Genomic DNA, 26,691 nt, shown 5'->3' with positions numbered 1-26,691 from the left:
ACCCGTGTGCTACAGCGAACTGAACCACGCTGATAAAGCAACGAGCGAGCCAGACCCTTGATGACCGACGCCACTCTCCTGAGTTCCAGCTATTCACATTACGCGGCGCGCGCCGCGGCGGCCCGTCCGCAAATTGTGGCGCATGTAGCGGCGCTCGCGTCCGCGCCTCTCACACGCGAACGGATCGACACGCGCTTTGACGCGCTGTGTGCCGAGGCGGCCGGCACGGGCGGCGGCCCATTGAGCGAGGATGCACTCAAACGGGCTTTGCGCCAGTTGCGTACCGAAGTATTTTGCGCCGTGATGGAGCGCGACCTGGCGGGCGAGGCGGATGTCGCGGAAGTCACCGGCGCGATGACCGATCTGGCGGAAACGACGATCCAGCGTGCCTTGGCGGTCGTGTCCGCCGAGCTCGAAGCGCTTTACGGCGAACCGCGTGGACCACAGGGCGAGCGGCTCGCGCTCGGCGTGGTCGGGATGGGCAAGCTCGGCGGGCGTGAGTTGAACGTGTCGTCGGATATCGACCTGATCTTCGTCTATGAAGAAGACGGTGAGACCGCGGGCGCTCAGCGTTCGCCGATCGCGACGCAGGACTTTTTTACACGGCTGGGTAAGCGCCTGATCGGCGCATTGGCCGAGGTGACCGCCGACGGTTACGTCTTCCGGGTCGATATGCGCTTGCGGCCGAACGGCGATTCGGGGCCGCTCGTATGCAGCCTCGGCATGCTCGAAGAGTATTTCTACGTGCAAGGCCGGGAGTGGGAGCGTTACGCGTGGATCAAGGGCCGGCTCGTGTCCGAAGGGGCGAGCGAAGCGGCAGTGCGGCTGCAAAAGCAGCTCGACGCGATCGTCACGCCGTTTGTCTACCGGCGCTATCTCGACTTCGGTGTGATCAGCGCGATTCGCGCGTTGCATTTGCAGATTCGCCAGGAAGCGCAGCGGCGCGCCTCGATGCGGCCTGACAAGGCTGACGACATCAAGCTGGGGCGCGGCGGCATCCGCGAAATCGAATTCAGCGCGCAGGTGTTTCAGCTGATCCGGGGCGGCCAGGATGCCGGCTTCAGAGTGCGTCCGACGCTCGCCGTGTTGCGGCACGCGGCGACCCACGGGCTGATCGATACCTCGGTCTGCGTGAAGCTTTCACAGGCGTACCGCTTTCTGCGCGAGCTCGAACACCGCCTGCAATATCGCAACGACGCACAAACTCATGCGATGCCGGTCGATCCCGAGGAGCGTGCGGCGCTCGCGCGCGCCATGGGTTGCGACGACTATGCCGCGCTGATGCTCAAGCTCGACGCGCACCGCGAATTCGTCGAACAGCAGTTCGACCAGATTTTCGCCGACAAGGTGAGTGGCCGCGACGGTTGCGGCGCGCCGGAAGACGGCGCGGCGGCGTGGGTATGGAGCAGCGCGCTCGCCGACGACAGTGCTGACGAAGCGCTGCGTGCGCGTCTGATCGAACTCGGCGTGCCCGAGCCGGACGAGCTGCTGGCGCGTTTGCGCGCAGTGTGGCAGTCGTCGCGTTACGCGGGGCTCGCCGAGCGTAGCCGGCAACGCTTCGATATCGTCGCTCTGCGCGCGCTGGAAGCCGCGCGTACGCTGGAGCCGCCCGAGCGGCGTGGCGATACGGTCGCGCGTCTGTTCGACCTGCTCGAAGCCGTGAGCCGGCGCGGCGCGTACCTCGCGCTGCTGACCGAGTATCCGCAGGCGCTGCATCGGGTGCTGTCGGTGCTGGGTGGCTCGCGCTGGGCCGCCGGCTATCTGATTCGCCATCCGCAATTGCTCGACGAACTTCTCGACGATGAGGCCATGGACAGTCCGTTCGACTGGCCGGAGTTCAAGCGCACGCTGCGCTTGCGTCTGGCCGCGGCGGATGGCGTCGAGCAACAGATGGACCTGCTGCGCCACGCGCACCAGGCCGAGGTGTTTCGCATCCTGTTGATCGATCTGGCCGGCAGGCTGAGCGTCGAGCATGTAAGCGATCGCCTGTCCGAACTCGCCGACGCCGTGCTCGACGTCACGCTCGAAGCAGTCTGGAAGCAATTGGCCAAACGCCACCGCGAGGCGCCGAAGTTCGCCGTGATTGCCTACGGCAAGCTGGGCGGCAAGGAATTGGGTTACGCGTCAGACCTCGACGTCATCTTCCTCTACGACGATCCGGACGATGCCGCCGCCGACGTCTACGCCACCTACACCCGCCGCCTCATCACCTGGCTGACGACGGCGACCGGCGCGGGCACCTTGTTCGATGTCGACTTGCGGTTGCGGCCGAACGGCGAATCGGGTCTGCTCGTTACCGATCTGGACGCATTCCGCCGTTATCAACTGCGCGAAGGCGATGCCGCGAACACCGCATGGGTGTGGGAGCATCAGGCCTTGACCCGCGCGCGCTACTGCGCGGGCGACGCCGAAATCGGCGCGAAATTCGAGCAGATCCGCGAACAGGTGCTGACCACGCCGCGCGAGGCCGGACCGCTCGCGAAGGAAATCGTCGAGATGCGCGAGCGCGTCGAGGCCGGGCATCCGAACCACACGACGCTATTCGACCTGAAGCACGATCGTGGCGGCATGGTCGATATCGAATTCACCGTGCAGTATTGGGTGCTGCTGCACGCGGCGCGCGATCCCGAACTGATCCGCAATACCGGCAACATCGCGTTGCTGCGCGAAGTGTCGCGCTTTGGCTTGATGAGCGAGGCGGAAGCGGAGACGGTCGGCGCGGCTTATCGGACTTACCGGAAGTTGCAGCACAAGCTGCGACTGGATGGGATGGAGAAGGCGCGGGTCGATCCCGCGCTGGTGGTGACGGAGCGAGAGGTGGTGCTGGGGCTTTGGAAGCGGGTGTTTTCCAGCCCGAGTTCCTAGGCCGCCAGCATTTCCTTCGCGTGCTTGCGTGTCGTGGCGGTGATCTCCAGTCCGCCGAGCATCCGCGCGACTTCTTCGACGCGGCTCGCGCGGTCAAGCGAGGTCACGCTGCTAACCGTGCCGCCCTTGCCGTTGCCGGCCTTCGTCACCTGGAAGTGATGGTCGCCACGCGCGGCGACTTGCGGCAGGTGCGTGACGCACAGCACCTGACGCGCCTGTCCCAGTTGATGCAGCAGCCGTCCAACCACCTCGGCGACGCCGCCGCCGATGCCCGTATCCACTTCGTCGAAGATCAGAGTTGGTGTCGGGCTCGCGGCGCTCGCAATGACCGCCAATGCGAGACTGATCCGGGCCAGTTCGCCACCAGAGGCTACCTTCGCGAGCGGCCGCAGCGGCACGCCGGCATGACCGGCGACGCGGAATTCGATCTGTTCGAGCCCATGCGCGCCGCCTTCAGGCAGTTGCACCAGCGCCACTTCGAAGCTGCCGCCTTTCATCGACAGTTCGTGCATGCCGGTAGTCACGGCGGTGCCCAGGGCTTTGCCGGCCTTGGCGCGGGCCTTCGACAGTTTCTTCGCTTCGGTGAGGAAGGCTTCTTTCGCCTTGGCTTCGGACGCATGCAGACTGTCGAGATCGGCTGCAGCGTCGAGCGCGGCGAGTTGCGCTCGACGCGCTTCATGCTCTTGCGGCAGCGTTTCGGGCTGCAGGCGGAATTTGCGTGCCGCCGAGTGCAGCGCGTCCAGACGCTTTTCGACCTGGGCGAGCCGGTCGGGATCCAGTTCGAGCTTCTGCGCGTAGTGACTGAGCGAATAGGCCGCTTCCTGCAACTGGATCTCGGCCGGTTCCAGCGCCGCCAGCACGTCGTTCAGCGCCGGGTCGATCTCGGCCAGGTCACGCACCTTCGACACGATCGAGGCGAGGTGCGTGATCATCGCTTCGTCCGATTCGGACAGTGCGGTGAGCGCTCCTTGAACGCCGTCGATCAGATTGGCTGAATGCGACAGGCGCCGGTGCTCGGTGTTGACCTCTTCCCATTCGCCCGGCTGCGGCGAAAGTTTGTCCAGTTCGGCGAGCTGCCAGGCAAGCCGTTCGCGTTCCAGTTGCAGTTCGCGGTCGCGCGTTTGCGCATGTTCGACAGCCTGAACCTTCTCGCGCCACGACCGCCATGCACGCGTGACGGTCGCCGCGGTTTCCGTGAGGCCGGCATGGGTGTCGAACAGTTCGCGTTGGGCGTCCGGGCGCATCAGCAACTGGTGTGCATGCTGGCCGTGAATATCCACCAGCATCTCGCCGACTTCGCGCAACTGCGCGAGCGTCGCCGCCGTGCCGTTGATGAACGCCCGCGAGCGGCCGTTCGCATCCACCACGCGGCGCAGCATCACGGTGCTGTGATGACCGTCGTCGGCAGTCGCGCCGAGCGCCAGCTCGTCGAGCCATTGCTCGAGTTGCGCATGCGTGTCGAATTCCGCGGTGATGTCGGCGCGGCTCTCGCCGGTGCGCACCACGCTCGCATCGGCGCGAGCGCCGAGCGCAAGGGCCAGCGCGTCGATCAGGATCGACTTGCCGGCGCCTGTTTCGCCCGAGAAAACGGTAAAGCCGCTGTCGAATTCGAGATCGAGCGCGGCGACAATGACGAAGTCGCGTATCGAGAGGTGGCGAAGCATGGAGGTCGTCTGGTGAGCTTGATGTTCAGGGTTCGGCAGCGTGGTGTTCGCGGTCCGGCGGCCGGCGCTGCCTTCTGGCGGTTGGCATTCCGGCGGCCGGCGGTCCGGTGTTCCGGCGGCCTGGCCGCTCAGGGCTTGGGATCTTCTTCGTGCGACGGGTATTCGTTCCAGTGCAGCTTCTTGCGCAGCGTCGCGAAATGGCTGTAGCCGACCGGGTGCAGCATCGGCACGGTATGACGCGAGCGGCGCACTTCGATCGTGTCGCCCAACTCCAGCGAGGTGAACGACTGCATGTCGAAATTGACGTTCACTTCGCGTCCCGAGACAATCTGAATGCTCACCTTAGAGTCGTCCGGTAGCACGATTGGTCGATTCGACAGCGCATGCGGCGCGATCGGCACCAGCACGATGCCTTGTAATTGCGGGTGCAGGATCGGCCCCTGCGAGGACAGCGCGTAGGCGGTCGAGCCCGTAGGCGTGGCGACGATCAGGCCGTCCGAGCGCTGGTTGTACATGAAACGGCCGTCCACCGAGACATGCAGTTCCGCCATGCCCGAGAAACCGCTACGGTTGACCACCACGTCGTTGAAGGCAAGTGCGTGATAGATCGGCGCGCCGTCGCGCATGATGCGCGCTTCGAGCAGCATGCGTTCTTCGCGCTCGAAGTTGCCGGAGAGCATTTGCGGCACGATCTCGCGCATGTCGGAGATCGGAATGTCGGTGATAAAGCCGAGCCGCCCGTGGTTGATGCCGATCAGCGGTGTGCGGTAGGGCGCAAGCTGGCGGCCAATGCCCAGCATGGTGCCGTCGCCGCCCAGCACCACGGCAACGTCGGCACGCGCGCCGATCTCGGCGGGACGCAGCGCCGGATAGTCGGCGACGCCGATTTCGGCGGCGGTGTCGGCTTCGAAAACGACCTCGAAACCGCGTTTCGCGATACACGAGGCGAGCGCGGTCAGCGGCTCGCCAATGCCCGGCGTATTGTTGCGCCCGACGAGCGCGACGGTCTTGAACTGGCTAGTCACTTGCATGCCGGCATTACACCATAGGTAGGGCCTGAAAAGAACCGCAGACAGACCCGGTAGCGGGCCTGTTCAAGCGGGCTGCCAGAGCATTGAGCGATTATCGCTAGAATGGTGAAGCCTTGATGACACGGGTGCCGGTTGTTGTGCCGCGGCCTGCCACCGGCGGACTTGCCGCAATGGTGGCTGGCGGGGCGCCGGGCCCGAGCTTCGGCGACGCGCTGACACTGATGCTGGACACGCCACCAGTCAAGGCGCGGCACGGAATACCAGGCGCCGTCCCGCCAACCGGCGGCGCGATAGTCAGGGGTTGGCGCTGTTAGCGCTCGCTGTAGTCGCGTCATTGAGCTAAAATTTTCCGTCATGCTAGATCCCCGCGCACAAACCCTCCTCAAAACGCTGATCGAGCGCTACATCGCCGAAGGTCAGCCGGTCGGCTCGCGCACGTTGTCACGCTATTCCGGTCTCGAACTGAGCCCGGCCACGATCCGCAACGTGATGTCCGACCTCGAGGACCTGGGGCTCGTGATCAGTCCGCATACTTCGGCGGGCCGGATTCCGACGCCGCGCGGCTACCGGTTGTTCGTCGATACCATGCTGACGCTGGAATCCGCCGCGGACGAAGAAGCGGTGATGCGCATCGTCAAGACCACGCTGCAAGCGGGCGAACCGCAGAAAGTCGTCGCCGCGGCGGCTAGCGTGCTGTCCAATCTGTCGCAGTTCGCCGGTGTGGTGCTTACGCCGCGCCGCAGCCACGTGTTCAAGCAGATCGAGTTCATGCGCCTGTCGGACAAGCGCATCCTGCTGATCATCGTGACGCCCGAGGGCGACGTGCAGAACCGCATCATGGCGACCCAGCGCGACTTTTCGCCGTCGCAGCTGGTGGAAGCCTCCAATTACATCAACGCGCACTTCGCGGGCCTCTCCTTCGACGACGTGCGCCGCCGTCTGCGCGAAGAAATCGACGAACTGCGTGGCGACATGACCACGCTGATGCACGCCGCGGTCACAGCCAGCACGGACGAATCCGATACCGGCGAGACGGTGCTGATTTCCGGCGAGCGCAACCTGCTCGAAGTAGCCGACCTTTCGTCGGACATGGCGCGCTTGCGCAAGCTGTTCGATGTATTCGACCAAAAAACGAGTCTCCTTCAGTTGCTCGACGTGTCGAGTCATGCCGCGGGCGTGCAGATTTTCATCGGCGGCGAATCGAATCTGGTGCCGATCGAGGAAATGAGCGTGGTGACCGCGCCATATGAGGTGAACGGCAAGATCGTCGGCACGCTCGGCGTGATCGGGCCAACCCGCATGGCCTATAACCGCGTGATTCCGATTGTCGACATCACCGCGCGGCTGCTTTCCCTCACGCTCAGCCAGCAGTAGCCCGAGCTAACTATCCGGTTTGGGCTGGCTGCGGCATCTCGTGCTGCAAATGATGCGCGACGGCGCGTGGTTTGCCAATTGGCCGAATGGCCAGGGGTCCCTGGCGGACCTCGCAATGGACCGCGCCGCTATAATGAATTCCACTTGAACCGACTCGCCGCCCACAGCGGTTATCCCTGTTGCCTATGCGCTTCGACCTCGAGCGGCCTTCACAGAACGCCACGTCACACCGTGTCGCCGTGCTGCTGATCAATCTCGGCACGCCTGACGCGCCGACGCCGCGTGCGGTCCGTCGCTATCTCACGCAGTTCCTGTCCGATCCTCGCGTGGTCGAAATTCCAGCGCTGCTCTGGCAAGTGATCTTGCGCTTGTTGATTTTGCCGTTCCGCAGCCGTGCCTCGGCGAAAAAGTACGCGGCCGTGTGGATGCCGGAAGGCTCGCCGCTGCGTGTCTTCACGGAGAAACAGGTGGAGAGTCTGCGCCATCTGTTGCAATTGAACGACTACACGGTGCTGGTCGACTACGCCATGCGCTACGGCACGCCCGGCATTCCGGCCATGCTGAACCAGTTGAAGCTGGCCGGCGCCGAGCGCGTCTTGCTCGTGCCCATGTACCCGCAATACTCGTCGTCGACCACCGCCACAGCTTTCGACGACGCCTTTTCAGCGCTCAAGCGCATGCGCAATCAGCCGGAAATCCGCACGGTGCGGCAATACGCGGATCATCCGGCGTATATCGCCGCGCTCGTTGCTCAGGTGCATCACTACTGGCACCAGCATGGCCGGCCGGATTTCGCGGCAGGAGACAAGCTGGTGCTGAGTTTTCACGGCGTGCCCAAGCGCACCATGGATCTCGGCGATCCGTACCACGAGCAATGCCAGCAGACCGGCGCCTTGTTGACGCAGGCGCTGGGGCTGACGCAGGTGGAATGCCGCATTACGTTTCAGTCGCGCTTCGGCAAGGCCGAATGGCTGCAGCCGTACACCGCGCCCACCCTGAAGGAATTGGGCTCGGCGGGTGTGCGGCGTGCCGACGTGTTCTGTCCGGGCTTCACCGCCGATTGCCTTGAAACGATTGAAGAAATTGGCATGGAAGTGCGCGACGAGTTCCTGCATGCGGGCGGCAAGGAATTTCATCGGATTCCCTGCGTCAACGCCTCGCAATCGTGGATCGCGGCACTAGGCGAAATCGTTGCTCAGAATCTGCAGGGCTGGCCCGTACAGGCAGTGCCCGTTCCGCACACGACCGGGGCTTGAACAGGCTCATGAATTACAGGATTTCAACTGAACCGGGCGCGAAACTGCGCATCGACAAATGGCTGTGGGCGGCGCGCTTTTTCAAGACCCGCTCGCTCGCGGCGGATGCCGTCGACAAAGGGCACGTGCGCATTGGCGGTGCCAGCGTCAAGCCGGCCAAAGACGTGCGCGTCGGCGACCTGGTCGAGATCGAGATCGAGCGGATTGTCTGGCAGGTGGAAGTGCTGGGCGTGTGCGACGTGCGTGGCCCGGCCAGCGTCGCGCAGACGCTTTATGCGGAGACCGAAGAGAGCAGGGTGAAGCGCCAGGTCGAGCAGGAGCGGCGCAGGACGTACCGCGAACCGGCCGCCGCGTTACACGGCAGGCCGACCAAGCGCGACCGGCGCACTATCGACAAACTTTCAGGTGGGGATTGAACAACTGTTCCATCGTCGCGTGCACACCACCGTACTCGGTAGTGTGATCGTTGACGGCCCCGGACATGCAGATGGTCGTGGTGCCCGCGATCAGTACCAATGCGACCACCGATATTGCAAAGGTCAGTTTCACGGTACTCCCCTTGGGAAGATTCAGGACGGAAACAGGCGAATCAGGTGGAATTGAAAAATGCCGGTAAGGATTACGTTAGATTAGGGTTAACGTGTCTTTTCCGACGCTTTATTGGAGCATAGGCCACTTGTCGGGCGCACTCAATCTCAATCTGATTGCGACGCAATAATGGTTGTAACGGAGCATTTCGGCCGCCCGTCCCTGGTGCGAAAAGTTCCGGCAGAGGCGCTTGAATTGGGTCTTTCCGGCCCCATCTGCCGTTTCGAAATGCGTTAACGCACCAGGTTATGCACCAAGTTGTCTGTCGCAATTTTGCAACGCACAAATTGGGCTGGCTTTGAAGCGTTGCCGCCACTCTCAGCTTTAACTTTTTTGACGACTTTCAGCGACATGGAAAACACGCAAGAGAACCCGACGAGCCAGAATCCCACGCCCGCCGACGAAACCGCGCGCCAGGCCGCCGAGGCCGCGGCGTTGCAGGATGCGGCTGCAAACGCCCCTTCTGACGCACCGGTAACCGGCGCGGAAGCTGCATTGGCCGAAGCAGAGGCCAAGATCACCGAGTTGCAGGAAAGCTTCCTGCGCGCCAAGGCCGAGACGGAGAACGTGCGCCGCCGCGCCCAGGAAGATGTCGCCAAGGCCCACAAATTCGCGATCGAAAGCTTCGCTGAGCACTTGCTGCCGGTGGTTGACAGCCTCGAAGCAGCGGTTGCCCACTCGTCCGACGACCTGCAAAAGGTCCGTGAAGGCGTTGAACTCACGCTGCGCCAGCTTTCGGGCGCGCTGGAGAAGGGCCGTGTCGTCGCTTTGAACCCGGTTGGCGAGAAGTTCGACCCGCACCGTCACCAGGCCATTTCAATGGTGCCGGCCGATCAGGAGCCGAACACCGTCGTTGCTGTGCTGCAAAAAGGCTTCGTGATCGCCGACCGCGTGCTGCGTCCGGCCCTCGTGACTGTCGCGGCGCCGAAGTAAGCGCCACACGCTGTAGCACACGCTGTTTATCGGCCGTCCCGCCTGACAGGCGCTGTCATGGCGAACGTTCCGGTCGATGCCACTGCGTTCATGCTCCACGGCACGCCCACCTGGCTCTTCTTTTACCGAGGCAAGCGGCTCAACCAGGCAACTGACTGGCGCGGCCGCGGGCCACTCGATGCGGCGTTTGCTGCCGCGCGGGAAGGAATTGGCGGCCAATGCGGTCGGGAGCACGGCAGGTGGTGAAAAAAGCGGCAAAAGTTCGGCTGATTGAAAAAAATTAAAGACCGCATCGTAAAAGAGGTCTTGAAAACGATGCGGACGCACTTATGTTGAGTGCAGGTAGGAATTCAGAGCGGATCGCCGTACCGCCAGATGGGCAAAAACGGCGATTCCCGCAGCGATCAAAGTCAGGAGATTAGTAAAAATGGGCAAAATCATTGGCATCGACCTCGGCACGACCAACTCGTGCGTGGCGATCATGGAAGGCAATTCGGTCAAAGTGATCGAGAACTCGGAAGGTGCGCGCACCACGCCGTCGATCATCGCTTATATGGAAGACGGCGAAATTCTGGTCGGCGCACCGGCGAAGCGTCAGTCGGTCACGAACCCGAAGAACACGTTGTACGCGGTCAAGCGCCTGATCGGCCGCCGCTTCGAAGAAAAAGAAGTGCAGAAAGACATCGGTCTGATGCCGTACAAGATCATGAAGGCCGACAACGGCGACGCATGGATCGAAGTGCGCGATCAGAAGCTCGCGCCACCGCAAATCTCGGCGGAAACGCTGCGCAAGATGAAGAAAACCGCTGAAGACTATCTCGGCGAGCCGGTCACCGAAGCAGTGATCACGGTTCCCGCGTACTTCAACGACAGCCAGCGTCAGGCAACCAAAGACGCAGGCCGCATCGCCGGTCTGGAAGTGAAGCGGATCATCAACGAGCCGACCGCTGCCGCTTTGGCATTTGGTCTGGACAAGGCCGAAAAGGGTGACCGCAAGATCGCCGTGTATGACCTGGGCGGCGGTACGTTCGACGTGTCGATTATCGAAATCGCCGACGTCGACGGTGAAATGCAGTTCGAAGTGCTGTCCACGAACGGCGACACGTTCCTCGGCGGTGAAGACTTCGACCAACGCATCATCGATTACATCATTGGCGAGTTCAAGAAGGAACAGGGCGTCGATCTGTCGAAAGACGTGCTCGCGCTGCAACGCCTGAAGGAATCGGCTGAAAAGGCGAAGATCGAACTGTCGTCGAGCCAGCAAACTGAAATCAACCTGCCGTACATCACGGCCGACGCGTCGGGTCCGAAGCACTTGAACCTGAAAATCACGCGCGCCAAGCTGGAAGCGCTGGTTGAAGAACTGATCGACCGCACCATCGAACCGTGCCGCACGGCGATCAAGGACGCGGGCGTGAAGGTCGGCGAAATCGACGACGTGATTCTGGTCGGCGGTATGACCCGCATGCCGAAGGTGCAGGAAAAGGTTAAGGAATTCTTCGGCAAGGATCCGCGCCGCGACGTGAACCCGGACGAAGCCGTGGCCGTTGGCGCCGCGATTCAAGGTCAGGTTCTGTCGGGCGACCGCACGGACGTTCTGCTGCTCGACGTGACCCCGCTGTCGCTCGGCATCGAAACGCTCGGCGGCGTGATGACGAAGATGATCAACAAGAACACCACGATCCCGACCAAGCACGCACAGGTCTACTCGACGGCTGACGACAATCAGGGCGCCGTGACGATCAAGGTGTTCCAGGGCGAACGCGAAATGGCGGCAGGCAACAAGCTGCTGGGCGAGTTCAACCTCGAAGGCATTCCGCCGGCACCGCGCGGCACGCCGCAGATCGAAGTGAGCTTCGACATCGACGCGAACGGCATTCTGCACGTCGGCGCGAAAGACAAGGCGACCGGCAAGGAAAACCGCATCACGATCAAGGCGAACTCGGGTCTGTCCGAAGCCGAAATCGAAAAGATGGTGAAGGACGCCGAAGCGAACGCGGAAGAAGATCACAAGCTGCGTGAGTTGGCCGATGCCCGCAACCAGGGCGACGCGCTGGTCCACAGCACGAAGAAGGCGCTCACCGAATACGGCGACAAGCTGGACGCCGGCGAGAAGGAAGCGATCGAAACCGCGCTGAAGGACCTCGAAGAAACGCTGAAGAGCGGTTCGAGCGACAAGGCCGCGATCGAAGCCAAGATCGAAGTGGTGGCGACCGCCTCGCAGAAGATGGGCGAGAAGATGTACGCCGACATGCAGGCTGCGCAAGGTGCCGAAGCTGCGGCAGCCGGCGCGGCAGGTGCGGGCGCGTCGGCGGGTGGCGCGAGCCAGCAGCAGGACGACGTGGTCGACGCTGATTTCAAGGAAGTGAAGAAAGACTAAAGCCGGGTCGCAATTTGACCGTAAAGCCGCACACAGCACTGTGTGCGGCCTGGCTGCAAAACGGTTTGCTCCCGTCCGGGTGCATGAACCTGCAAAGCGGTTATCGCGCCTGGTGAGCCTTTTGGGGCTCTCCGGGCACATTTGTTTTATGGAGGGCGTTGTTTTGCGTCGCGTGAAAGCGGCACGAAGCAACGGCCGGACGAGTCGCAAGACTCCAGCATTCAAGAGGAGCCACCGCGTTCCATTGCGCGAGTGGCGTTGAACCGATATGGCGAAACGGGATTACTACGAGGTTCTGGGCGTCGCAAAGAACGCGAGCGACGACGAAATCAAGAAGGCTTATCGCAAGCTTGCGATGAAGCACCACCCCGACCGCAATCCGGGCAACAAGGATGCGGAAGAGCATTTCAAGGAGGTGAAGGAAGCCTATGAAATGCTGTCGGACTCGCAAAAGCGTGCCGCGTACGATCAGTACGGCCACGCGGGCGTCGACCCGAACATGGGCGGAGCCGGTGCGCAAGGCTTCGGCGGTTTTGCCGATGCGTTCGGCGATATTTTCGGCGACATCTTCGGCCAGGCAGCCGGCGGTGCCGCACGCGGCGGTGGCGGCCGTGCGGGACCGCAGGTGTATCGCGGCGCCGATCTGCGCTACAGCATGGAAATCACGCTGGAACAGGCCGCGCACGGCTACGACACGCAGATTCGCGTGCCGAGTTGGGTGTCGTGTGAAATCTGTCACGGTTCGGGTGCAAAGCCCGGCACCAAACCGGAAACCTGCCCGACTTGTAGTGGTTCGGGTCAGGTGCGGATGTCGCAGGGTTTCTTCAGCATCCAGCAGACCTGCCCGAAGTGTCATGGCACCGGCACCTATATTCCTGACCCGTGCGGCCATTGCCACGGCGCGGGCAAGGTGAAGGAAACCAAGACGCTGGAAGTGAAGATCCCGGCAGGTATCGACGACGGCATGCGCATCCGCTCGGCCGGCAACGGTGAGCCGGGTATCAACGGCGGTCCGTCGGGCGATCTCTACGTCGAGATTCACATCAAGCAACACTCGGTGTTCGAGCGCGACGGCGACGACCTGCATTGCCAGATGCCGATTCCGTTCACCACCGCAGCACTCGGCGGCGAGATCGAAGTGCCGACCCTCGCGGGCCGCGCGAGTTTCACGGTGCCGGAAGGCACACAGTCGGGCAAGACCTTCCGTCTGCGTGGCAAAGGTATCAAGGGGCTGCGTTCGAGCATTGCCGGCGATCTGTACGTGCACGTGCAAGTCGAAACGCCGGTCAAGCTCACCGAGTCGCAACGCGATCTGCTTCAGCAATTCGAGAAGGCACTCGTGGAAGGCGGCGCGCGGCATAGCCCGCAGAGCAAGAGCTGGTTCGATCGGGTGAAGAGCTTCTTCGATTAATAGCGGTTTGATTTGGTGGCAAGCATGACGGCAGATGAGCGCGACGCGGTTTTCGCGTTGCTCGACGATTGCGACGCGACGGCGGCGCGCCGTTCGAGTCGTCTGTACACGGGTTTTATGCATGAACGGGTTTGTGCGGAAGCCGCGCAACTCGAAACCGTGTGCGAGACCGTGGCTGCGGATACACACCGTGGTTTGCATGCTGTCGTGCTTGCCGACTACGAGTTTGGCCGGTGTCTTCTCGATGGCGGCCAAACGCGTAGGGCAATGAGAGAAACGCAGCGTGGCGATGCCACGCTGCGTTTTTTATTGTTTGAGCGTTGCGAGAAATTGTCGCGCGACGACGTCGATGCGTGGCTCGTGGAATGCGATGGCGGCGCGGTCGAGGCGTCTGTGGCGGGCACGGCGAACGTGCACGCGAGCGTCGATCCCACGCAATTCAACCAGGCGATCGATGCGGTCCATGCCGCTCTGCGCGCGGGCGATTCTTATCAGGTCAACTACACGTACCGGTTGGGTTTCGACGTGTTCGGCTCGCCGGCTGCGCTTTATCGGCGCCTGCGGGCGCGCCAGCCGGTGCCGTACGGTGCGCTGATTGCGTTGCCGGACGACCAGTGGGTCTTGTCCTGCTCGCCGGAGTTGTTCATCGAGAAAGAAGGCGCCATGTTGCGCGCCCGGCCGATGAAGGGCACGGCGCCGCGATCAGCCGACCCCGTGAGCGATCGTCATGCCGCCGAGTTCCTTGCAAATGACCCGAAGAATCGCGCCGAGAACGTGATGATCGTCGATCTGTTGCGCAACGATCTGTCGCGCGTGGCGCAGACGGGCTCCGTGAATGTGCCGGCGCTGTTTTCGGTTGAGCCGCATGGGGCGGTTTGGCAGATGACGTCGACGGTGCATTCGACGCTGCGCGCCGGGACGTCTTTCGCGCGGATCCTGCGCGCACTGTTTCCATGCGGATCGATCACCGGTGCGCCGAAGCATCGCACGATGCAATTGATCGACGAGCTGGAAAGTACGCCGCGTGGTCTTTACACGGGCGCGATCGGCTGGCTCGATACGCCTTCAGACACCGCAGGCGATACCGCTTGCGGCGACTTCTGCCTCTCCGTCGCGATTCGCACATTGACCTTGAGCCCGGCCGCGCGGGCGGGTGAGCTGCGAGGCAGGATGGGCGTCGGTGCGGGCATCGTGCTCGATAGCGTTGCCGCCGACGAATATGCGGAGTGCCAATTGAAGGCCAGCTTTCTGACCGGTGCCGAGCCGGGTTTCGAGCTTTTCGAGACGATGTACGCAACGCGGGAAGCGGGCGCGCGTCATGTGTCGCGTCATCTCGCGCGACTCTCGGCGAGTGCCGTGGCGCTGGGTTTCAAACTCGGCGATGAAAACGAAATTCGCGGGCAAATCGCGGAGAAATGTGCGGCGTTGCCAACGCAAATTCCGCACCGTATGCGGCTCGCGTTGAGCAAAAACGGCGCAGTGCAAATAACCTCGGCAGTGCTGATGCCGCTGGCCGGTTCGAGCGTCGGCGTGCTGCTCGGGCCGGATCACGCATTCCCCGCGACGCATGCCGATGATCCGCTGCTGCGGCACAAAACCACGCGCCGCGCCGAATATGATCGCGGCTGGCGCGAAGCGGAAGCGCAGGGCGCTTTCGACACGCTGTTCTTTAACGAGCGCGGCGAGCTGACCGAAGGCGGCCGTTCGAACGTGTTTGTGAAGCTGGCGGGGCAGTGGTGGACGCCGCCGTTAGAGTCAGGCGTACTGCCCGGGATCATGCGAAGCGTGCTGCTGGAGGATATCGATCTTCGCGCGACTGAACGTGTGTTGACGCGAGTCGATGTGCAGACTGCAGAGGCGCTTCTCGTGTGCAATGCACTGCGGGGCGCGATACCGGCGCACGTGCAGAGCTGAGGTAGGCCAGGACAGGTTAAGTCCAGTCGCTCGGCTGCCGGCGAGGGGTGTCGCGTGCGGCCTCAGCTCAACTCAACTACGGCGAATGCGCAGCAAGCGGGCCATCCATCCGGACAGGTGTGCATGCCATGTGGGCTCATGCACGTCATGCGCTGTGGTGGCGTGGTTGCGGATTCCGGCTACATCGATCAGGCAAAAGGGGCTCATGGTCATCTCTCTTGGGGTGGCGGCAGAGCCGCGTAAACAAAATAGACGAAGATAGACGACCACGTTTCCAGGTGATATCGGACGGGTCCCAAAACAGGCGCGAATACGCCTGATTTACCTGTTTCGCCAGCAGGCCGATGCCTAGAACGTGTGTTCCGGCCCCGGGAAGATGCCGTCCTTCACCGCACGCACATACGCTTCCACAGCAGCCTGGATGCTCGGCTGCCCCTGCATGAAATCCTTCACGAAGCGCGGCCGCTTGCCGGGGAAAATCCCCAGCATGTCGTGCAGCACCAGTACCTGCCCCGAGCAGTCCAGGCCGGCACCGATGCCGATCGTCGGAATCCTCAATTGCTTCGTGACTTCGCTCGCGAGCAGTGTTGGGATCGCTTCCATGACAATCAGTTGAGCTCCCGCGTTCTGCACGGCGAGCGAGTCGCGCAACAACTGGCTCGCGCCCGCCTCGGTTTTGCCCTGCACCTTGAAGCCGCCAAACGCATGCACGGACTGCGGCGTGAGGCCGACGTGCGCGCACACCGGAATCGACCGTTCGACCAGGAAACGCACGGTGTCCGCGAGCCACTCTCCGCCCTCGAGCTTCACCATCTGCGCGCCGGCGCGCATGAGTTCCACCGAGCTTTTGAAGGCGCCTTCCGGGGTACCGTACGTGCCGAACGGCAGGTCGGCGACCACGAGCGCCGAGGGCCGCGCCCGCGCGACGCTCGCCGTGTGATACGCGATGTCGGTGAGCGACACCGGCAGGGTGGTCGTCTGGCCTTGCAGCACGTTGCCGAGCGAGTCGCCGATCAGCAGCACGTCGACACCCGAGCGATCCAGCAGCGCGGCGAAGCTCGCGTCGTAACAGGTCAGCATGGCGATCTTTTCGCCGGCGTCGCGCATCGCCTGCAGTTTCGGCACGGTGATGGCGCTCCGGCTCGCTTCCTGCAAATAGGTCATGGGGGAAATCCGTTGAAGAAAGGAGGGGCGCGCCGCTTAAAGCGACGTGCCTTTGACAAAGAATTCCTTGCGGCCACGCATGGTTTCGATGCGTTCGGCGAGTAGCGCAAGGTCCGCGTCCGAGTCGAGCGGATTCAGATGTTCAGCGTTGACCGTGAGTACCGGCGTGCGGTCGTAGTGATAGAAAAACTCGTTGTAGGCGTCGCAGAGCGCGTGCAGATACGCATCGGAAATCTGCAGTTCCATGGGCACGGCCCGTTTCTGGATGCGTGCGAACAGCACTTCAGGACTGGCTTGCAGGTAGACCACGAAATCCGGTGCGGGCGCGCTCACGTCGAGTCGCGCAGCGAGGGCGCGATAAAGCTGCCACTCGTCTTCCTGCAATGTCAGACGCGCGAAGATCTCGTTCTTCTGCGTCATGAAATCGGCGATCAGCGGTGTGCCCGCCACATGCGCGGCCACGACGTCTTGCGCCTGCTGCGCGCGCTGCAAGGCGAAGTGCAATTGCGCGGGGAGCGCATAACGCGCGGTGTCGCGATAAAAGCGTTCGAGAAAGGGATTGTCCTGCGGCCGCTCGAACAACTCCTGCATCGACCAGCGTTGTGCGAGCCGCCGTGCGAGCGAAGTCTTGCCGACGCCGATCGGTCCTTCGATCGCGAGATAGCCAAAAGGCGGCCGCAGTTGCGGTGCGGTGACAGTGAGTGGCGGCGAATTCATTCGCAACGGTCCTTGTCGCCAGCAGGGGCGCCGGCAGCCAATGCGTTGAGCACTGGACACTGGCAGGGGCCCTTCACCTTTTCGATGCGTTGATCGCTCACGCCTTGAAGCAGCGCCTCGGCACGGCCGTAGCGCGGGATGATCAGCGCTGGGTCGATCTCGACGAGCGGCACGAGTGCAAAGGCGCGTTCGACCAAACGTGGATGCGGCACGATCAGATCGGCTTCGTCGATCGATTGATCGCCGAACAGCAGGATATCCAGATCCAGCGTGCGCGGGGCGTTGCGAAACGGCCGCTCACGGCCGAACTGGTGCTCGATCTTGTGGCACAGCGCAAGCAGATGCCGCACGGGGAGCGTCGTATCGATCTTCACGACGCAGTTGAAATAGTCGTCACCGCCCGCGTCGATCGGGGCGGTGCGATACAGGCTCGACTTGGCGAGCACGGTGATGGTGTGCTGTTGCGCCAGGCACACCACCGCGTCTTTCAGGGTCTGGCGCGCGTCCCCGAGATTCGCGCCGAGGCCAAGATAAGCAACCGTCATGGCATAACTTCCTGCAACTATCGTTCGACGGCAACAGCGAACGCCGTGTCAGTCATCGTGCGAGCCGTCATGGCCCGCGTCGGTGGCTGTGCGTTCGGCTGGCGTGCCGCCCTCCATTCCCTCGCCCGGGTTGCGGGTTCTGGCGCCACTGCTGCGCCGCCGTCGTTTTCTGGGGCTCCGGTCCTTCCCGCCTTGCGTGAGCAAAGTCTCACGCGCAGCGACGTCTCCTTCTATGAACTCCGTCCACCACGCACCGACCGACTCTTCGAGTTCGCCCGATTCGCAGCGCAACAGGAGGAAATCATACCCCGCTCTAAATCTTTGGTGTTCCAGCAGCTTCAGCGCGCTTCTTCCCGAGCGTTTTTCGAGGCGCAGTTGCAGGCCCCAGATCTCGCGCATATCCGCCGAGAAGCGCTTGTGGATCGCGAGTTTCTCGGTCTGCATGTCGAGGACTTCGTCCATTGCGCGATGCAGGGCCGGCACTGGATATTCACCGTTTGCTTCAAATTGTTGCCAGCGTGTCTGGACGTCGTGCCACAGCAGCGTGGCGAACAGGAAGCCCGGCGAGACCGGCTTGCCGGCGCGCACGCGGGCGTCCGTGTTGGACAGGGCGAGCGTGATGAACTTCTCGCCGATCGGCTGCTCCAGCACGACGTCGAGCAGCGGCAGCAGACCGTGATGCAGGCCTTCCTGGCGCAGACGTTTCAAACAGGCGAGCGCGTGGCCCGACAGCATCAGTTTGAGCATCTCGTCGAACAGACGCGCGGCGGGCACGTTGTTGATCAGATCGGCCATTTTGGCGATCGGCGCACGGGTCGTGTCTTCGATCTCGAAGTCGAGCTTGGCGGCAAAGCGCACCACACGCAGCATGCGCACCGGGTCTTCGCGATAGCGCGTGGCCGGGTCGCCGATCATGCGCAACAGACGCGCGCGCATGTCGGCCATGCCGTTGTGATAATCCAGCACGGTTTGCGTGGCCGGATCGTAGTACATCGCGTTGATGGTGAAGTCGCGGCGGGTGGCGTCTTCGTGCTGTTCGCCCCAGACATTGTCGCGCAGCACGCGGCCGCTGGCGTCCACTGCGTGCGTACGGCGGTCGAGTTCGTCGCGCTTGAGGCGGCGCGGCGGCGCTGCGTCTGCTGCGGGCGGGTCGACCAGCGCGCGGAAGGTCGAGGTTTCGATGATTTCCTGGCCGAACTGCACATGCACGATCTGGAACCGGCGGCCGATGATGCGCGCGCGGCGGAACAGCTTCTGCACCTGTTCGGGCGTGGCGTCGGTCGCGACGTCGAAGTCTTTCGGTTTGATGCCGAGCAGCAGATCGCGCACCGCACCGCCGACGATAAACGCGCGATGCCCCGCTTCCTGCAAGCCTTCGGTGACGCGAATCGCGTTCCGCGAGATCAGCGATTGATCGATGCCATGCACGTCGTGCGGAATGATGACCGGCACGTCCGGATCACGCACGGCTTTGGCGGCAGGCTGGCGGGCCGGCTTGCGGCGCGTTTTGCCGGCGCCGGACGCATTGCGTGCCGACGACTCGCCGGCTTCGTCTGCCTCGGCTGGGGCGGGCGGGGTGTCGTCAGCGGGCGCCGAGTCCTGGCCGAATAGCTTGCGGATAAGTTTTTTGATCACGAGGGTTGAAAGAGTTCGAGGATGCGCCAGCCTTTGGCCTGCGCGTGGGCGCGCAATGTGTCGTCGGGATTGGTCGCGATCGGATCGGTGACCTTCTCGAGCAGCGGGATGTCGTTGTGCGAGTCGCTATAGAAATAGCTGTGCTCGAAGTCGCTCCAGGTCTTGCCGAGCGATGCCAGCCACGCTTCGGTACGGACGATCTTGCCTTCTTTGTAACTCGGCGTGCCGGTGGGGCGGCCGGTGTACGGCGAATGCGGCTGGCCGTCGACGGTTTCCGCCTCGCAGGCGATCAGCGCGTCCACGCCGAACGCCTGCGCGATCGGGCGGGTGATGAATTCGTTGGTGGCGGTGACCACGCAGCAGAGATCGCCTGCTTCGCGGTGCTCCCTGACCAGTTCCAGCGCGACCGGGAAGATCGCCGGGGTGATCACTTCATGCATGTACTGCGCGTGAAGATCGGCAAGCTGAGCGCGCGTGTACTTCGAGAGCGGCGTGAGCATGGCGATCAGATAAGCGTGAATGTCGAGCTTGCCGGCTTTGTAGTCGGCGAAAAAGCGGTCGTTTTCACGGGCGAAGTTTTCCGCGTCGACCATGCCTTGTTTCACCATGAAGCGGCCCCATTCGTGGTCGCTGTCGGTGGGAATGAGCGTGTGGTCGAGGTCGAAGAGTGCAAGGTTAGCCATGGGGGCCTATTTTACTTGAAGCGGCGGCCGGGGACGCGGATGAGGCGGCGGCCGACGTGGATGACGCCGATGCGGCGGGCGCCGTGCGTCGGTCGTCGGCCTCCGGCGAGGCCAGCATGGTGCGCAGAAGCGGCAGCGTGACCGCGCGTTTCTGTTCCAGCGAGAAGCGGTCGAGCGCGTCGAGCAAGGCCATCAGGCTCGGCATGTCGCGACGAAAATGCGTGAGCAGGTAGGCGGGAACGTCGTCGGCGAGCATGATGCCGCGCTCACGCGCCGCATGTTTCAGCACGGCGGCTTTGCCTTCGTCCGGCAGTGGCGCGAGGTGAAATACGAGGCCCCAGCCGAGGCGCGTGCGCAGATCTTCGCGCACCGTCATGCCGATCGGCGCCGCATTGCCCGCGGCGACCAGCGCGCTGGTGGGATGCGCGCGCACTTCGTTGAACAGGTTGAACACGGCAATCTGCTGGGCCGCGGACAGGCCGTCGCAATCGTCGATCGCATACAGCGCGACGCGCGGGTCGAACGTGAAGGCGGCGAGGCTGCTCTGCGGGCCGGCAAAGCGTGCATGACCCGGCGGCGCTTCGTGGACCAGCGCCTGCAGCAGATGCGTGCGGCCGCTGCCGGCTTCGCCCCAGACATAGAAGGTGCGATCGGCCACTGGGCCGGCCGCGAGCGCGTTGTCGAGCTCGCGCAGCCGCGTGACCAGCTCGGCGTTGGCGCCGGCGAAGAAATTGTCGAATGTCGATGGCGGCGGGGTGCCGAGATCGAGCGTCAGTTGACGAAGCACAGTAGGTTAATGCCGAAAATGAGGCTTGGGCCACAAATGGCCCAGACATCGGGCCCTAAAACGTGAATGGACAGTCAATGAGCAGCCAGTGACTCAGTTGTTGTACAGCGTGCTTTCCAGATAGCTTTGACGCAACTCGCGCATCGCCACCGACAGAATGGCGCTGACCGGCAGCGCCAGCAACACGCCGAAAAAGCCGAATAGCTGGCCGAACGCGAGCAACGCGAAGATTACCGCGAGCGGATGCAGCCCGATCCGTTCGCCGACGAGGCGCGGCGTGAGGTAAAAGCTCTCCACGATCTGGCCGACGCCGTAAATCAACGCGACCGCACCGAAGCCGTACCAGTCGCCGAACTGCAACAGTGCCGCGAGCAGCGCCAGCGCGAGACCGGTTGCAAAACCGATATACGGGATGAACACCGCGAGGCCCGTGAAAATACCCACCGGCAGCGCGATCTCGAAGCCGGCGACGGTCAGCGCAATCGCATAGTAGACCGCGAGCACCGCCATCACGAGCAACTGGCCGCGCAGGTATTGCGACAGCATCTGGTCCATGTCGCGCGCGAGTTGCAGCGTCTTGTCGAGCCAGCGGCGCGGCACCACGATCTGCATGCGCGCGAGCATGCGGTTCCAGTCGTACAGCAGATAAAACAGCACGAGGGGCACCATCACGAGGTTGCCGACCACCGTCATCATCACGTTGCCGCTGGTGCGAACGGACGTCCATACGTACAGTGCGACCTGCTGCGCACTGCCTTCGAGCTGCCCCATCACGAGATCGCGGATACTGGCGAAATCGAGCGAGTCGGCGAGGCCCAGCATGGCAAGCTTGGGTTGCAGCCAGGCGCTCACGTGCGCAAACAGCACCGGCACCTGCTGCTTCAACTGCGGACCTTCTTTCTGGATGACGGCCAGTACCAGCAGCACGAGCAGCGTCATCAGCAAGGTAAACAGCAGCATCATCAGCAAGGCGGCGAGTCCGCGCGGCACACGCCGGCGCACCATCCACGCGACGCCCGGTTGCAGAATGTACGCGAGAATGGCGCCCAGCAGGAACGGCGTGAGGACCGGACTCAGGAGCCAGAGCAGAATGCCGACACCCAGCGCGATCGCCAGCCAGATAAAGGCGCGGCGCTGCACAGGTGTCAGGATCGAGGGGTTCTGTTGCAAAGTTGTTTCCCTGGTGTCGCCGGAACCGGATGATTCAAATCCAGCCAGCCGGCCGGCAACTCTGTATGGGACCAGAGTAAGCGCTGAAGCGCAAACTCTGGCCGGCATCGGGTAAAATCGCATTTTACCGACCTTCGAGCTATTCCCCATGAATCAACCGAAATCCGCCCCGAATTCAACTGATTCGGCCCAAGGTTTGTCGTATCGCGACGCCGGCGTGGACATCGACGCGGGCGACGCCCTTGTCGACGCGATCAAGCCCTTTGCCAAAAAGACGATGCGCGACGGCGTGCTGGGCGGCATCGGCGGGTTTGGCGCGCTGTTTGAAGTGCCGAAGAAATACAAGGAACCGGTGCTGGTGTCGGGCACGGACGGCGTCGGCACCAAGCTGCGCCTCGCGTTTCAACTGAACAAACACGACACCGTCGGCCAGGATCTGGTGGCGATGAGCGTGAACGACATTCTGGTGCAGGGCGCCGAGCCGCTGTTCTTCCTCGATTATTTCGCTTGCGGCAAGCTGGACGTCGCCACGGCGGCAACGGTCGTGAAGGGTATCGCGCATGGCTGCGAACTGTCCGGCTGTGCGTTGATCGGCGGCGAGACGGCCGAAATGCCGGGCATGTATCCGGACGGCGAATACGATCTGGCCGGTTTTGCGGTCGGCGCGGTGGAAAAGAGCAAGATTATCGACGGCAGCACGATTGCCCCGGGCGACGTGGTGCTCGGCCTGGCTTCGAGCGGCATCCATTCGAACGGTTTTTCGCTGGTGCGCAAGATCATCGAGCGTGCGCAGCCTGATCTGAATGCGGACTTCGATGGCCGTTCATTGGCCGACGCGCTGATGGCGCCGACGCATATCTACGTGAAGCCTTTGCTGGCCTTGATGCAGCAGATCGCTGTGAAGGGCATGGCGCACATCACCGGTGGCGGCCTGGTCGAGAATATTCCGCGCGTTTTGCGTGAAGGTCTGACGGCTGAGCTGGATCACCGTGGCTGGCCGCTGCCGCCGCTGTTCTCGTGGCTGCAGAAGCACGGCGGCGTGGCGGATGCGGAAATGCATCGCGTGTTCAACTGCGGGATCGGGATGGCGGTGGTTGTGTCTGCTGCTGATGCCGACGCTGCAATCGCGTCTTTGTCGGCCGCTGGCGAGCAGGTCTGGAAGATCGGCGTGATTCGCGAAAGCGCGGCCGGTGAAGCTCAGACGGTAGTGATCTAAGCAGCCAGCTTAACCAGCTTGACTCAAAGCTGGTTTGCCTGCGCGGCGTACGGAAAGAACGCGCCGCGCGGGTAAAAACCTCAAATCATCGCTTCAATCAAGCTCACCGCCTGCGCAGTCGCGCCAGGGTCGCAGCAATCCACCACAACCCGCTCCGTCATGCTGCGCAGCCACGTGAGCTGCCGCTTGCACAATTGCCGGGTAGCAAAGACCCCCTTGTCCCGCATGGTTGAATAGTCGACTGCGCCGTCGAGATATTCCCAGGCCTGTCGATACCCCACGCAGCGCATGGACGGCATCTCGGGCCGCAAATCCCCGCGCTCGCGCAATTTCACCACTTCGTCGATAAAACCATTGGCCAGCATGGCGTCGAAGCGCTTTTCGATGCGCGCGTGCAGCACGCTCCGCTCGGATGGCTCGAGCGCAATCGGCACGAAGCGCCACGCCGAAGCGGCGTCATCCGTTCGGGCGGGCGCGGCCAGCAAAGCGGACATTGCTTGTCCCGTCAGCATGAAAACTTCGAGTGCCCGCTGAATCCGCTGCGAATCGTTCGGCGCGAGGCGGGCGGCGGTAACGGGATCGATAGCGGCGAGCCGTGCGTGCAGCGCCGGCCAGCCGTCAAGGGCGGCGTCGGCGTCGAGCGTCGCGCGCACGTCGGCATTGGCGGCGGGCAGGTCGTTCAGCCCTTGCGTGAGCGCCTTGTAGTACAGCATGGTTCCGCCGACCAGCAGGGGCAGCCGCCCGCGTGCGCTGATCTCGCCGATCAGGCGCAACGTGTCGCTGCGAAATTCCGCCGCCGAATAGGCGCCAGTCGGATCCACGATATCGATCAGATGATGCGGTGCCACGGCGCGCTCTTCCGGCGTCGGCTTGGCGGTGCCGATGTCCATCTCGCGATAGACCAGCGCGGAATCGACACTGATGATTTCCACCGGCCTGCGTGTCGCCAGAGCCAGCGCGGCTGCGGTTTTACCGGATGCGGTTGGGCCGAGCAGGCAAGGGATCGGCGCGGGCGTGCGTGAAGTGCGCGAAGCGCTTGAAGTCATGGGCAGGACGGCGCGTGGCGAATGAGCGTAATCAGGCGCACCGTCATTGGCCGCGCATGAATAGCCGGTCGAGATCGGACAGCGTCAACTGATACCACGTCGGACGGCCGTGATTGCATTGGTCGGCGCGCTCGGTCGCCTCCATCTGACGCAACAGCGCGTTCATTTCATCGAGCGTCAAGCGCCGGTTCGCGCGCACCGCGTGATGGCACGCGAGCGTGCCGAGCAACTCGTGCTGCCGCTCGGTCAACACGCGGGAGCCGCCGAATGCGTGCAGGTCGGAGAGTACCGCGCGTGCCAGTGCCTGCAAGTCGGCGTCTTTCAGCAACGCGGGCACCGCGCGGATTGCGAGTGTGGTCGGCGACAGCACGGCGAGATCGAAACCGAGTGCGTCCAGTGTGTCGCGCTCTTCTTCGACTGTGCCGATTTCGATCGGATCGGCTTGCATCGTTTGCGGGATCAGCAGTGGCTGCACCGCGATCGTGCGATCGGCGAGGGCGTTCTTGAACTGCTCGTACAGAATGCGTTCGTGCGCGGCATGCATGTCGACAATTACGAGCCCATGCGCGTTCTGCGCGAGCACATAGATGCCGTGAATCTGGCCGAGGGCGAAGCCCAGCGGCTGTTCGTCCGAGGCGTTGAATGCAGGCGATGCGTACGACCCCGAGGTGTTGTACGGGGACGGCGCTTCCGCAGCCGAATCGCGCGCTTCGAACAGCGTCGCGCCTTCTACCGTGCCGGCGTTCGTGTCCCTGCGGCCGAAAAGCGCGTCGTAGAACGCCAGCGGTTGCGCAACCGGCAGCGTGCCCTGCGTCATGCGCGCCTGGCGCATCCAGCTATTGCCGGGTTGCGACGAGCCGAATCCGCTGCCCGTTGCGCCCCCCATCCCACTGCCGAAACCGCCTGCACCTGCGCCGAAGCCACTGCCACTGGAGCCTCCAACGCCCGCACCGCCCAGCGGCGTGGCGCCGAACGAAGCCGGGCCGCCCGTCGCCGCTTCCAGGTGCGCCGCATGTCCACCGGCGGTTGTTTCCGGCGACGCGCCCGCGTGCCGCGCCAACGCACGTTGCACGGCATGGAACACGAACTGGTGAATAGAACGGGAATCGCGAAACCGCACTTCGATTTTCGAGGGGTGCACGTTCACATCGACGGCTTCCGGCGGCAGATCGAGAAACAACACATAGGACGGATAGCGGTCGCCGTGCAGCACGTCTTCGTAGGCGGCGCGCGCGGCGTGCGTAAGCAGTTTGTCGCGCACGAACCGGCCATTGACGAAGAAATACTGCTGGTCGGCACGTCCGCGGCTCGCGGTCGGCAGGCCGGCGCAGCCGTAGACCGCGAGCGGTCCGGCGGATTCGTCGAGCGGCAAATGCGCCGTCGCGAAGGTTTCGCCAAGAATCTTCGCGACCCGCGCGGGCGGTTCGCTGGCATTCCAGTGTTCGACCGCCTTGCCGTTGTGCAGGACCGAAATCGCCACATCCGGCCGCGCCAGCGCGGCGCGGCGAATCTGTTCGAGGCAATGGCCGAGTTCGGTCTGTTCGCTCTTCAGGAATTTGCGGCGCGCGGGCGTATTGAAGTACAGCTCACGGACTTCGATCGTAGTGCCCTGAGTGCCGGCGGCGGGACTCAGCACACCGGTTTGCGCGTCGACGCGGACGGCGTGCGGCGCCTCGGCCGTGCGGCTCGTGATGCTCATCTGCGCGACCGACGCAATCGACGCCAGCGCTTCGCCGCGAAACCCCAGCGTGGCAACCGCTTCAAGTTCGGCGAGCGAGCGGATCTTGCTGGTCGCGTGACGCATCAGTGCGAGCGCGAGTTCGTTTTCGGGGATGCCGCAGCCGTCGTCGGTGATCGAGATGCGTTTGACGCCGCCTTCGTCGAGCAGGATACGGAGCGTCTGCGCGCCGGCGTCCAGCGCATTTTCCAGCAATTCCTTGACCACCGAGGCTGGCCGCTCGACCACTTCGCCGGCGGCAATCTGGCTGATCAACTGATCGGGAAGGGGCTGGATCGCCCGCAACGGGCGTGGGACGGGCGCGGCGGCGGAAACCGCGGCCGCGTCGGCGTTGCCGGCAGGCGTTTCGGAGAATTCTGACATGGCGAAATTATAGCGATTCGGCGCGAACAGGCTGGATGCGGGTCGAAGGGCGGGATCGCCGCGGTCTTGCGACCGACGAGCGTCAAACTGACGGATCGACCCAGGACGTCGAAGTTGTCCATGCACCGCAGTTTTTTAATCGCAACCGGGCACTTTCGGTATCATGACGCGGTCAATTTCCGGCGGCGAGCACGCGCTCGCTGCACATCGC

Annotated in this window: 21 protein-coding genes; 10 read left to right on the top strand and 11 right to left on the bottom strand. The window is 63.3% G+C overall.

The features are described from left to right. Positions 1-60: 60 nt before the first annotated feature. The gene (glnE, locus tag PQR67_RS24390; RefSeq protein WP_408464898.1) at positions 61-2,865 is read left to right on the top strand and encodes a bifunctional [glutamate--ammonia ligase]-adenylyl-L-tyrosine phosphorylase/[glutamate--ammonia-ligase] adenylyltransferase; all 2,805 of its coding nucleotides are present in this window, start codon (positions 61-63) and stop codon (positions 2,863-2,865) included. On the opposite strand, the gene recN is transcribed toward glnE, so the two are convergent. Both recN and PQR67_RS24380 read right to left on the bottom strand, forming a co-directional pair. Continuing rightward, positions 2,862-4,529 carry a DNA repair protein RecN gene (gene recN, locus PQR67_RS24385; RefSeq protein ID WP_408464896.1) on the bottom strand — a complete coding sequence of 556 codons (1,668 nt, stop codon included), beginning with the start codon at positions 4,527-4,529 and terminating at the stop codon, positions 2,862-2,864. The two genes, glnE and recN, sit on opposite strands and share 4 nt — an antisense overlap. A 128-nt stretch (positions 4,530-4,657) precedes the next feature. Beyond that, the gene (locus tag PQR67_RS24380) at positions 4,658-5,560 is read right to left on the bottom strand and encodes an NAD kinase (RefSeq protein WP_408464894.1); all 903 of its coding nucleotides are present in this window, start codon (positions 5,558-5,560) and stop codon (positions 4,658-4,660) included. Between the two features lie 354 nt (positions 5,561-5,914). Here PQR67_RS24380 and hrcA point away from each other — a divergent pair, with 354 nt between their 5' ends. The 7 genes from hrcA to pabB all read left to right on the top strand — a co-directional run bounded on the left by hrcA (position 5,915) and on the right by pabB (position 15,416). Next, positions 5,915-6,934, top strand: a complete 1,020-nt coding sequence (gene hrcA, locus PQR67_RS24375) for a heat-inducible transcriptional repressor HrcA (RefSeq protein WP_097391357.1) — start codon at positions 5,915-5,917, stop codon at positions 6,932-6,934. Positions 6,935-7,119: 185 nt separating this feature from the next. Beyond that, positions 7,120-8,190: a ferrochelatase gene (hemH, locus tag PQR67_RS24370; protein WP_408464892.1), complete on the top strand. Its 1,071-nt coding sequence runs from the start codon at positions 7,120-7,122 to the stop codon at positions 8,188-8,190. Between the two features lie 8 nt (positions 8,191-8,198). Continuing rightward, on the top strand, positions 8,199-8,606 hold the full coding sequence (locus PQR67_RS24365) for an RNA-binding S4 domain-containing protein (RefSeq protein WP_408464890.1): 408 nt from the start codon (positions 8,199-8,201) through the stop codon (positions 8,604-8,606). A 523-nt stretch (positions 8,607-9,129) separates the two neighbouring features. After that, complete coding sequence (grpE, locus tag PQR67_RS24360; RefSeq protein ID WP_408464888.1) at positions 9,130-9,711, top strand: nucleotide exchange factor GrpE; 582 nt, start codon at positions 9,130-9,132, stop codon at positions 9,709-9,711. 427 nt (positions 9,712-10,138) lie between these two features. Beyond that, the gene (dnaK, locus tag PQR67_RS24355) at positions 10,139-12,091 is read left to right on the top strand and encodes a molecular chaperone DnaK (RefSeq protein ID WP_408464886.1); all 1,953 of its coding nucleotides are present in this window, start codon (positions 10,139-10,141) and stop codon (positions 12,089-12,091) included. Positions 12,092-12,359: 268 nt separating this feature from the next. Continuing rightward, positions 12,360-13,502, top strand: coding sequence for a molecular chaperone DnaJ (dnaJ, locus tag PQR67_RS24350; protein WP_408464884.1), 1,143 nt, complete (start codon positions 12,360-12,362; stop codon positions 13,500-13,502). A 24-nt stretch (positions 13,503-13,526) separates the two neighbouring features. Beyond that, positions 13,527-15,416, top strand: a complete 1,890-nt coding sequence (gene pabB, locus PQR67_RS24345) for an aminodeoxychorismate synthase component I (RefSeq protein ID WP_408464882.1) — start codon at positions 13,527-13,529, stop codon at positions 15,414-15,416. Positions 15,417-15,764: 348 nt separating this feature from the next. On the opposite strand, the gene panB is transcribed toward pabB, so the two are convergent. The 7 genes from panB to PQR67_RS24310 all read right to left on the bottom strand — a co-directional run bounded on the left by panB (position 15,765) and on the right by PQR67_RS24310 (position 22,117). Then, the gene (panB, locus tag PQR67_RS24340) at positions 15,765-16,580 is read right to left on the bottom strand and encodes a 3-methyl-2-oxobutanoate hydroxymethyltransferase (RefSeq protein ID WP_408464880.1); all 816 of its coding nucleotides are present in this window, start codon (positions 16,578-16,580) and stop codon (positions 15,765-15,767) included. A gap of 36 nt (positions 16,581-16,616) precedes the next feature. After that, positions 16,617-17,297, bottom strand: a complete 681-nt coding sequence (locus tag PQR67_RS24335; RefSeq protein WP_408434961.1) for a deoxynucleoside kinase — start codon at positions 17,295-17,297, stop codon at positions 16,617-16,619. Continuing rightward, positions 17,294-17,842, bottom strand: coding sequence for a 2-amino-4-hydroxy-6-hydroxymethyldihydropteridine diphosphokinase (folK, locus tag PQR67_RS24330; protein ID WP_408464877.1), 549 nt, complete (start codon positions 17,840-17,842; stop codon positions 17,294-17,296). Before folK ends, PQR67_RS24335 begins: the two co-directional genes overlap by 4 nt. 48 nt (positions 17,843-17,890) lie before the next feature. Continuing rightward, the gene (gene pcnB, locus PQR67_RS24325; RefSeq protein WP_408464875.1) at positions 17,891-19,477 is read right to left on the bottom strand and encodes a polynucleotide adenylyltransferase PcnB; all 1,587 of its coding nucleotides are present in this window, start codon (positions 19,475-19,477) and stop codon (positions 17,891-17,893) included. Beyond that, positions 19,474-20,160 (bottom strand): histidinol-phosphatase, encoded by a 687-nt coding sequence (locus PQR67_RS24320; RefSeq protein ID WP_279224133.1) that lies wholly within the window; start codon positions 20,158-20,160, stop codon positions 19,474-19,476. The genes pcnB and PQR67_RS24320 overlap by 4 nt, the downstream gene beginning before the upstream one ends. Further along, positions 20,153-20,947 (bottom strand): DnaA regulatory inactivator Hda, encoded by a 795-nt coding sequence (gene hda, locus PQR67_RS24315; protein WP_408464873.1) that lies wholly within the window; start codon positions 20,945-20,947, stop codon positions 20,153-20,155. The genes PQR67_RS24320 and hda overlap by 8 nt, the downstream gene beginning before the upstream one ends. A 93-nt stretch (positions 20,948-21,040) precedes the next feature. Then, complete coding sequence (locus tag PQR67_RS24310; protein WP_408464871.1) at positions 21,041-22,117, bottom strand: AI-2E family transporter; 1,077 nt, start codon at positions 22,115-22,117, stop codon at positions 21,041-21,043. Between the two features lie 148 nt (positions 22,118-22,265). On the opposite strand from PQR67_RS24310, the gene purM reads away from it, so the two are divergent. Then, on the top strand, positions 22,266-23,333 hold the full coding sequence (gene purM / locus PQR67_RS24305; protein ID WP_408464869.1) for a phosphoribosylformylglycinamidine cyclo-ligase: 1,068 nt from the start codon (positions 22,266-22,268) through the stop codon (positions 23,331-23,333). Positions 23,334-23,413: 80 nt separating this feature from the next. Here the strand turns inward: purM and miaA are convergent, their stop codons facing one another. Next, complete coding sequence (miaA, locus tag PQR67_RS24300; protein ID WP_408464971.1) at positions 23,414-24,328, bottom strand: tRNA (adenosine(37)-N6)-dimethylallyltransferase MiaA; 915 nt, start codon at positions 24,326-24,328, stop codon at positions 23,414-23,416. Between miaA and PQR67_RS24295 the strand changes: the two genes are divergently transcribed. Continuing rightward, positions 24,255-24,404, top strand: a complete 150-nt coding sequence (locus PQR67_RS24295) for a hypothetical protein (RefSeq protein ID WP_408464974.1) — start codon at positions 24,255-24,257, stop codon at positions 24,402-24,404. The two genes, miaA and PQR67_RS24295, sit on opposite strands and share 74 nt — an antisense overlap. 18 nt (positions 24,405-24,422) lie before the next feature. Here the strand turns inward: PQR67_RS24295 and mutL are convergent, their stop codons facing one another. Then, positions 24,423-26,480: a DNA mismatch repair endonuclease MutL gene (gene mutL, locus PQR67_RS24290; protein ID WP_408464867.1), complete on the bottom strand. Its 2,058-nt coding sequence runs from the start codon at positions 26,478-26,480 to the stop codon at positions 24,423-24,425. Between the last annotated feature and the right edge of the window lie 211 nt (positions 26,481-26,691).

Source organism: Paraburkholderia fungorum (assembly GCF_046026025.1).
Taxonomy (GTDB): Bacteria; Pseudomonadota; Gammaproteobacteria; order Burkholderiales; family Burkholderiaceae; genus Paraburkholderia; species Paraburkholderia fungorum_E.
This window is presented reverse-complemented; position numbering and strand designations above follow the sequence as displayed.

What these genes read in the sequence shown, in the direction of transcription:
- glnE (WP_408464898.1), top strand. Translation starts at nt 61, where the DNA reads ATGACCGACGCCACTCTCCTGAGTTCCAGCTATTCACATTACGCGGCG.
- recN (WP_408464896.1), bottom strand. Translation starts at nt 4,529, where the DNA reads ATGCTTCGCCACCTCTCGATACGCGACTTCGTCATTGTCGCCGCGCTC.
- PQR67_RS24380 (WP_408464894.1), bottom strand. Translation starts at nt 5,560, where the DNA reads ATGCAAGTGACTAGCCAGTTCAAGACCGTCGCGCTCGTCGGGCGCAAC.
- hrcA (WP_097391357.1), top strand. Translation starts at nt 5,915, where the DNA reads ATGCTAGATCCCCGCGCACAAACCCTCCTCAAAACGCTGATCGAGCGC.
- hemH (WP_408464892.1), top strand. Translation starts at nt 7,120, where the DNA reads ATGCGCTTCGACCTCGAGCGGCCTTCACAGAACGCCACGTCACACCGT.
- PQR67_RS24365 (WP_408464890.1), top strand. Translation starts at nt 8,199, where the DNA reads ATGAATTACAGGATTTCAACTGAACCGGGCGCGAAACTGCGCATCGAC.
- grpE (WP_408464888.1), top strand. Translation starts at nt 9,130, where the DNA reads ATGGAAAACACGCAAGAGAACCCGACGAGCCAGAATCCCACGCCCGCC.
- dnaK (WP_408464886.1), top strand. Translation starts at nt 10,139, where the DNA reads ATGGGCAAAATCATTGGCATCGACCTCGGCACGACCAACTCGTGCGTG.
- dnaJ (WP_408464884.1), top strand. Translation starts at nt 12,360, where the DNA reads ATGGCGAAACGGGATTACTACGAGGTTCTGGGCGTCGCAAAGAACGCG.
- pabB (WP_408464882.1), top strand. Translation starts at nt 13,527, where the DNA reads ATGACGGCAGATGAGCGCGACGCGGTTTTCGCGTTGCTCGACGATTGC.
- panB (WP_408464880.1), bottom strand. Translation starts at nt 16,580, where the DNA reads ATGACCTATTTGCAGGAAGCGAGCCGGAGCGCCATCACCGTGCCGAAA.
- PQR67_RS24335 (WP_408434961.1), bottom strand. Translation starts at nt 17,297, where the DNA reads ATGAATTCGCCGCCACTCACTGTCACCGCACCGCAACTGCGGCCGCCT.
- folK (WP_408464877.1), bottom strand. Translation starts at nt 17,842, where the DNA reads ATGACGGTTGCTTATCTTGGCCTCGGCGCGAATCTCGGGGACGCGCGC.
- PQR67_RS24320 (WP_279224133.1), bottom strand. Translation starts at nt 20,160, where the DNA reads ATGGCTAACCTTGCACTCTTCGACCTCGACCACACGCTCATTCCCACC.
- purM (WP_408464869.1), top strand. Translation starts at nt 22,266, where the DNA reads ATGAATCAACCGAAATCCGCCCCGAATTCAACTGATTCGGCCCAAGGT.
- PQR67_RS24295 (WP_408464974.1), top strand. Translation starts at nt 24,255, where the DNA reads ATGATTTCCACCGGCCTGCGTGTCGCCAGAGCCAGCGCGGCTGCGGTT.
- mutL (WP_408464867.1), bottom strand. Translation starts at nt 26,480, where the DNA reads ATGTCAGAATTCTCCGAAACGCCTGCCGGCAACGCCGACGCGGCCGCG.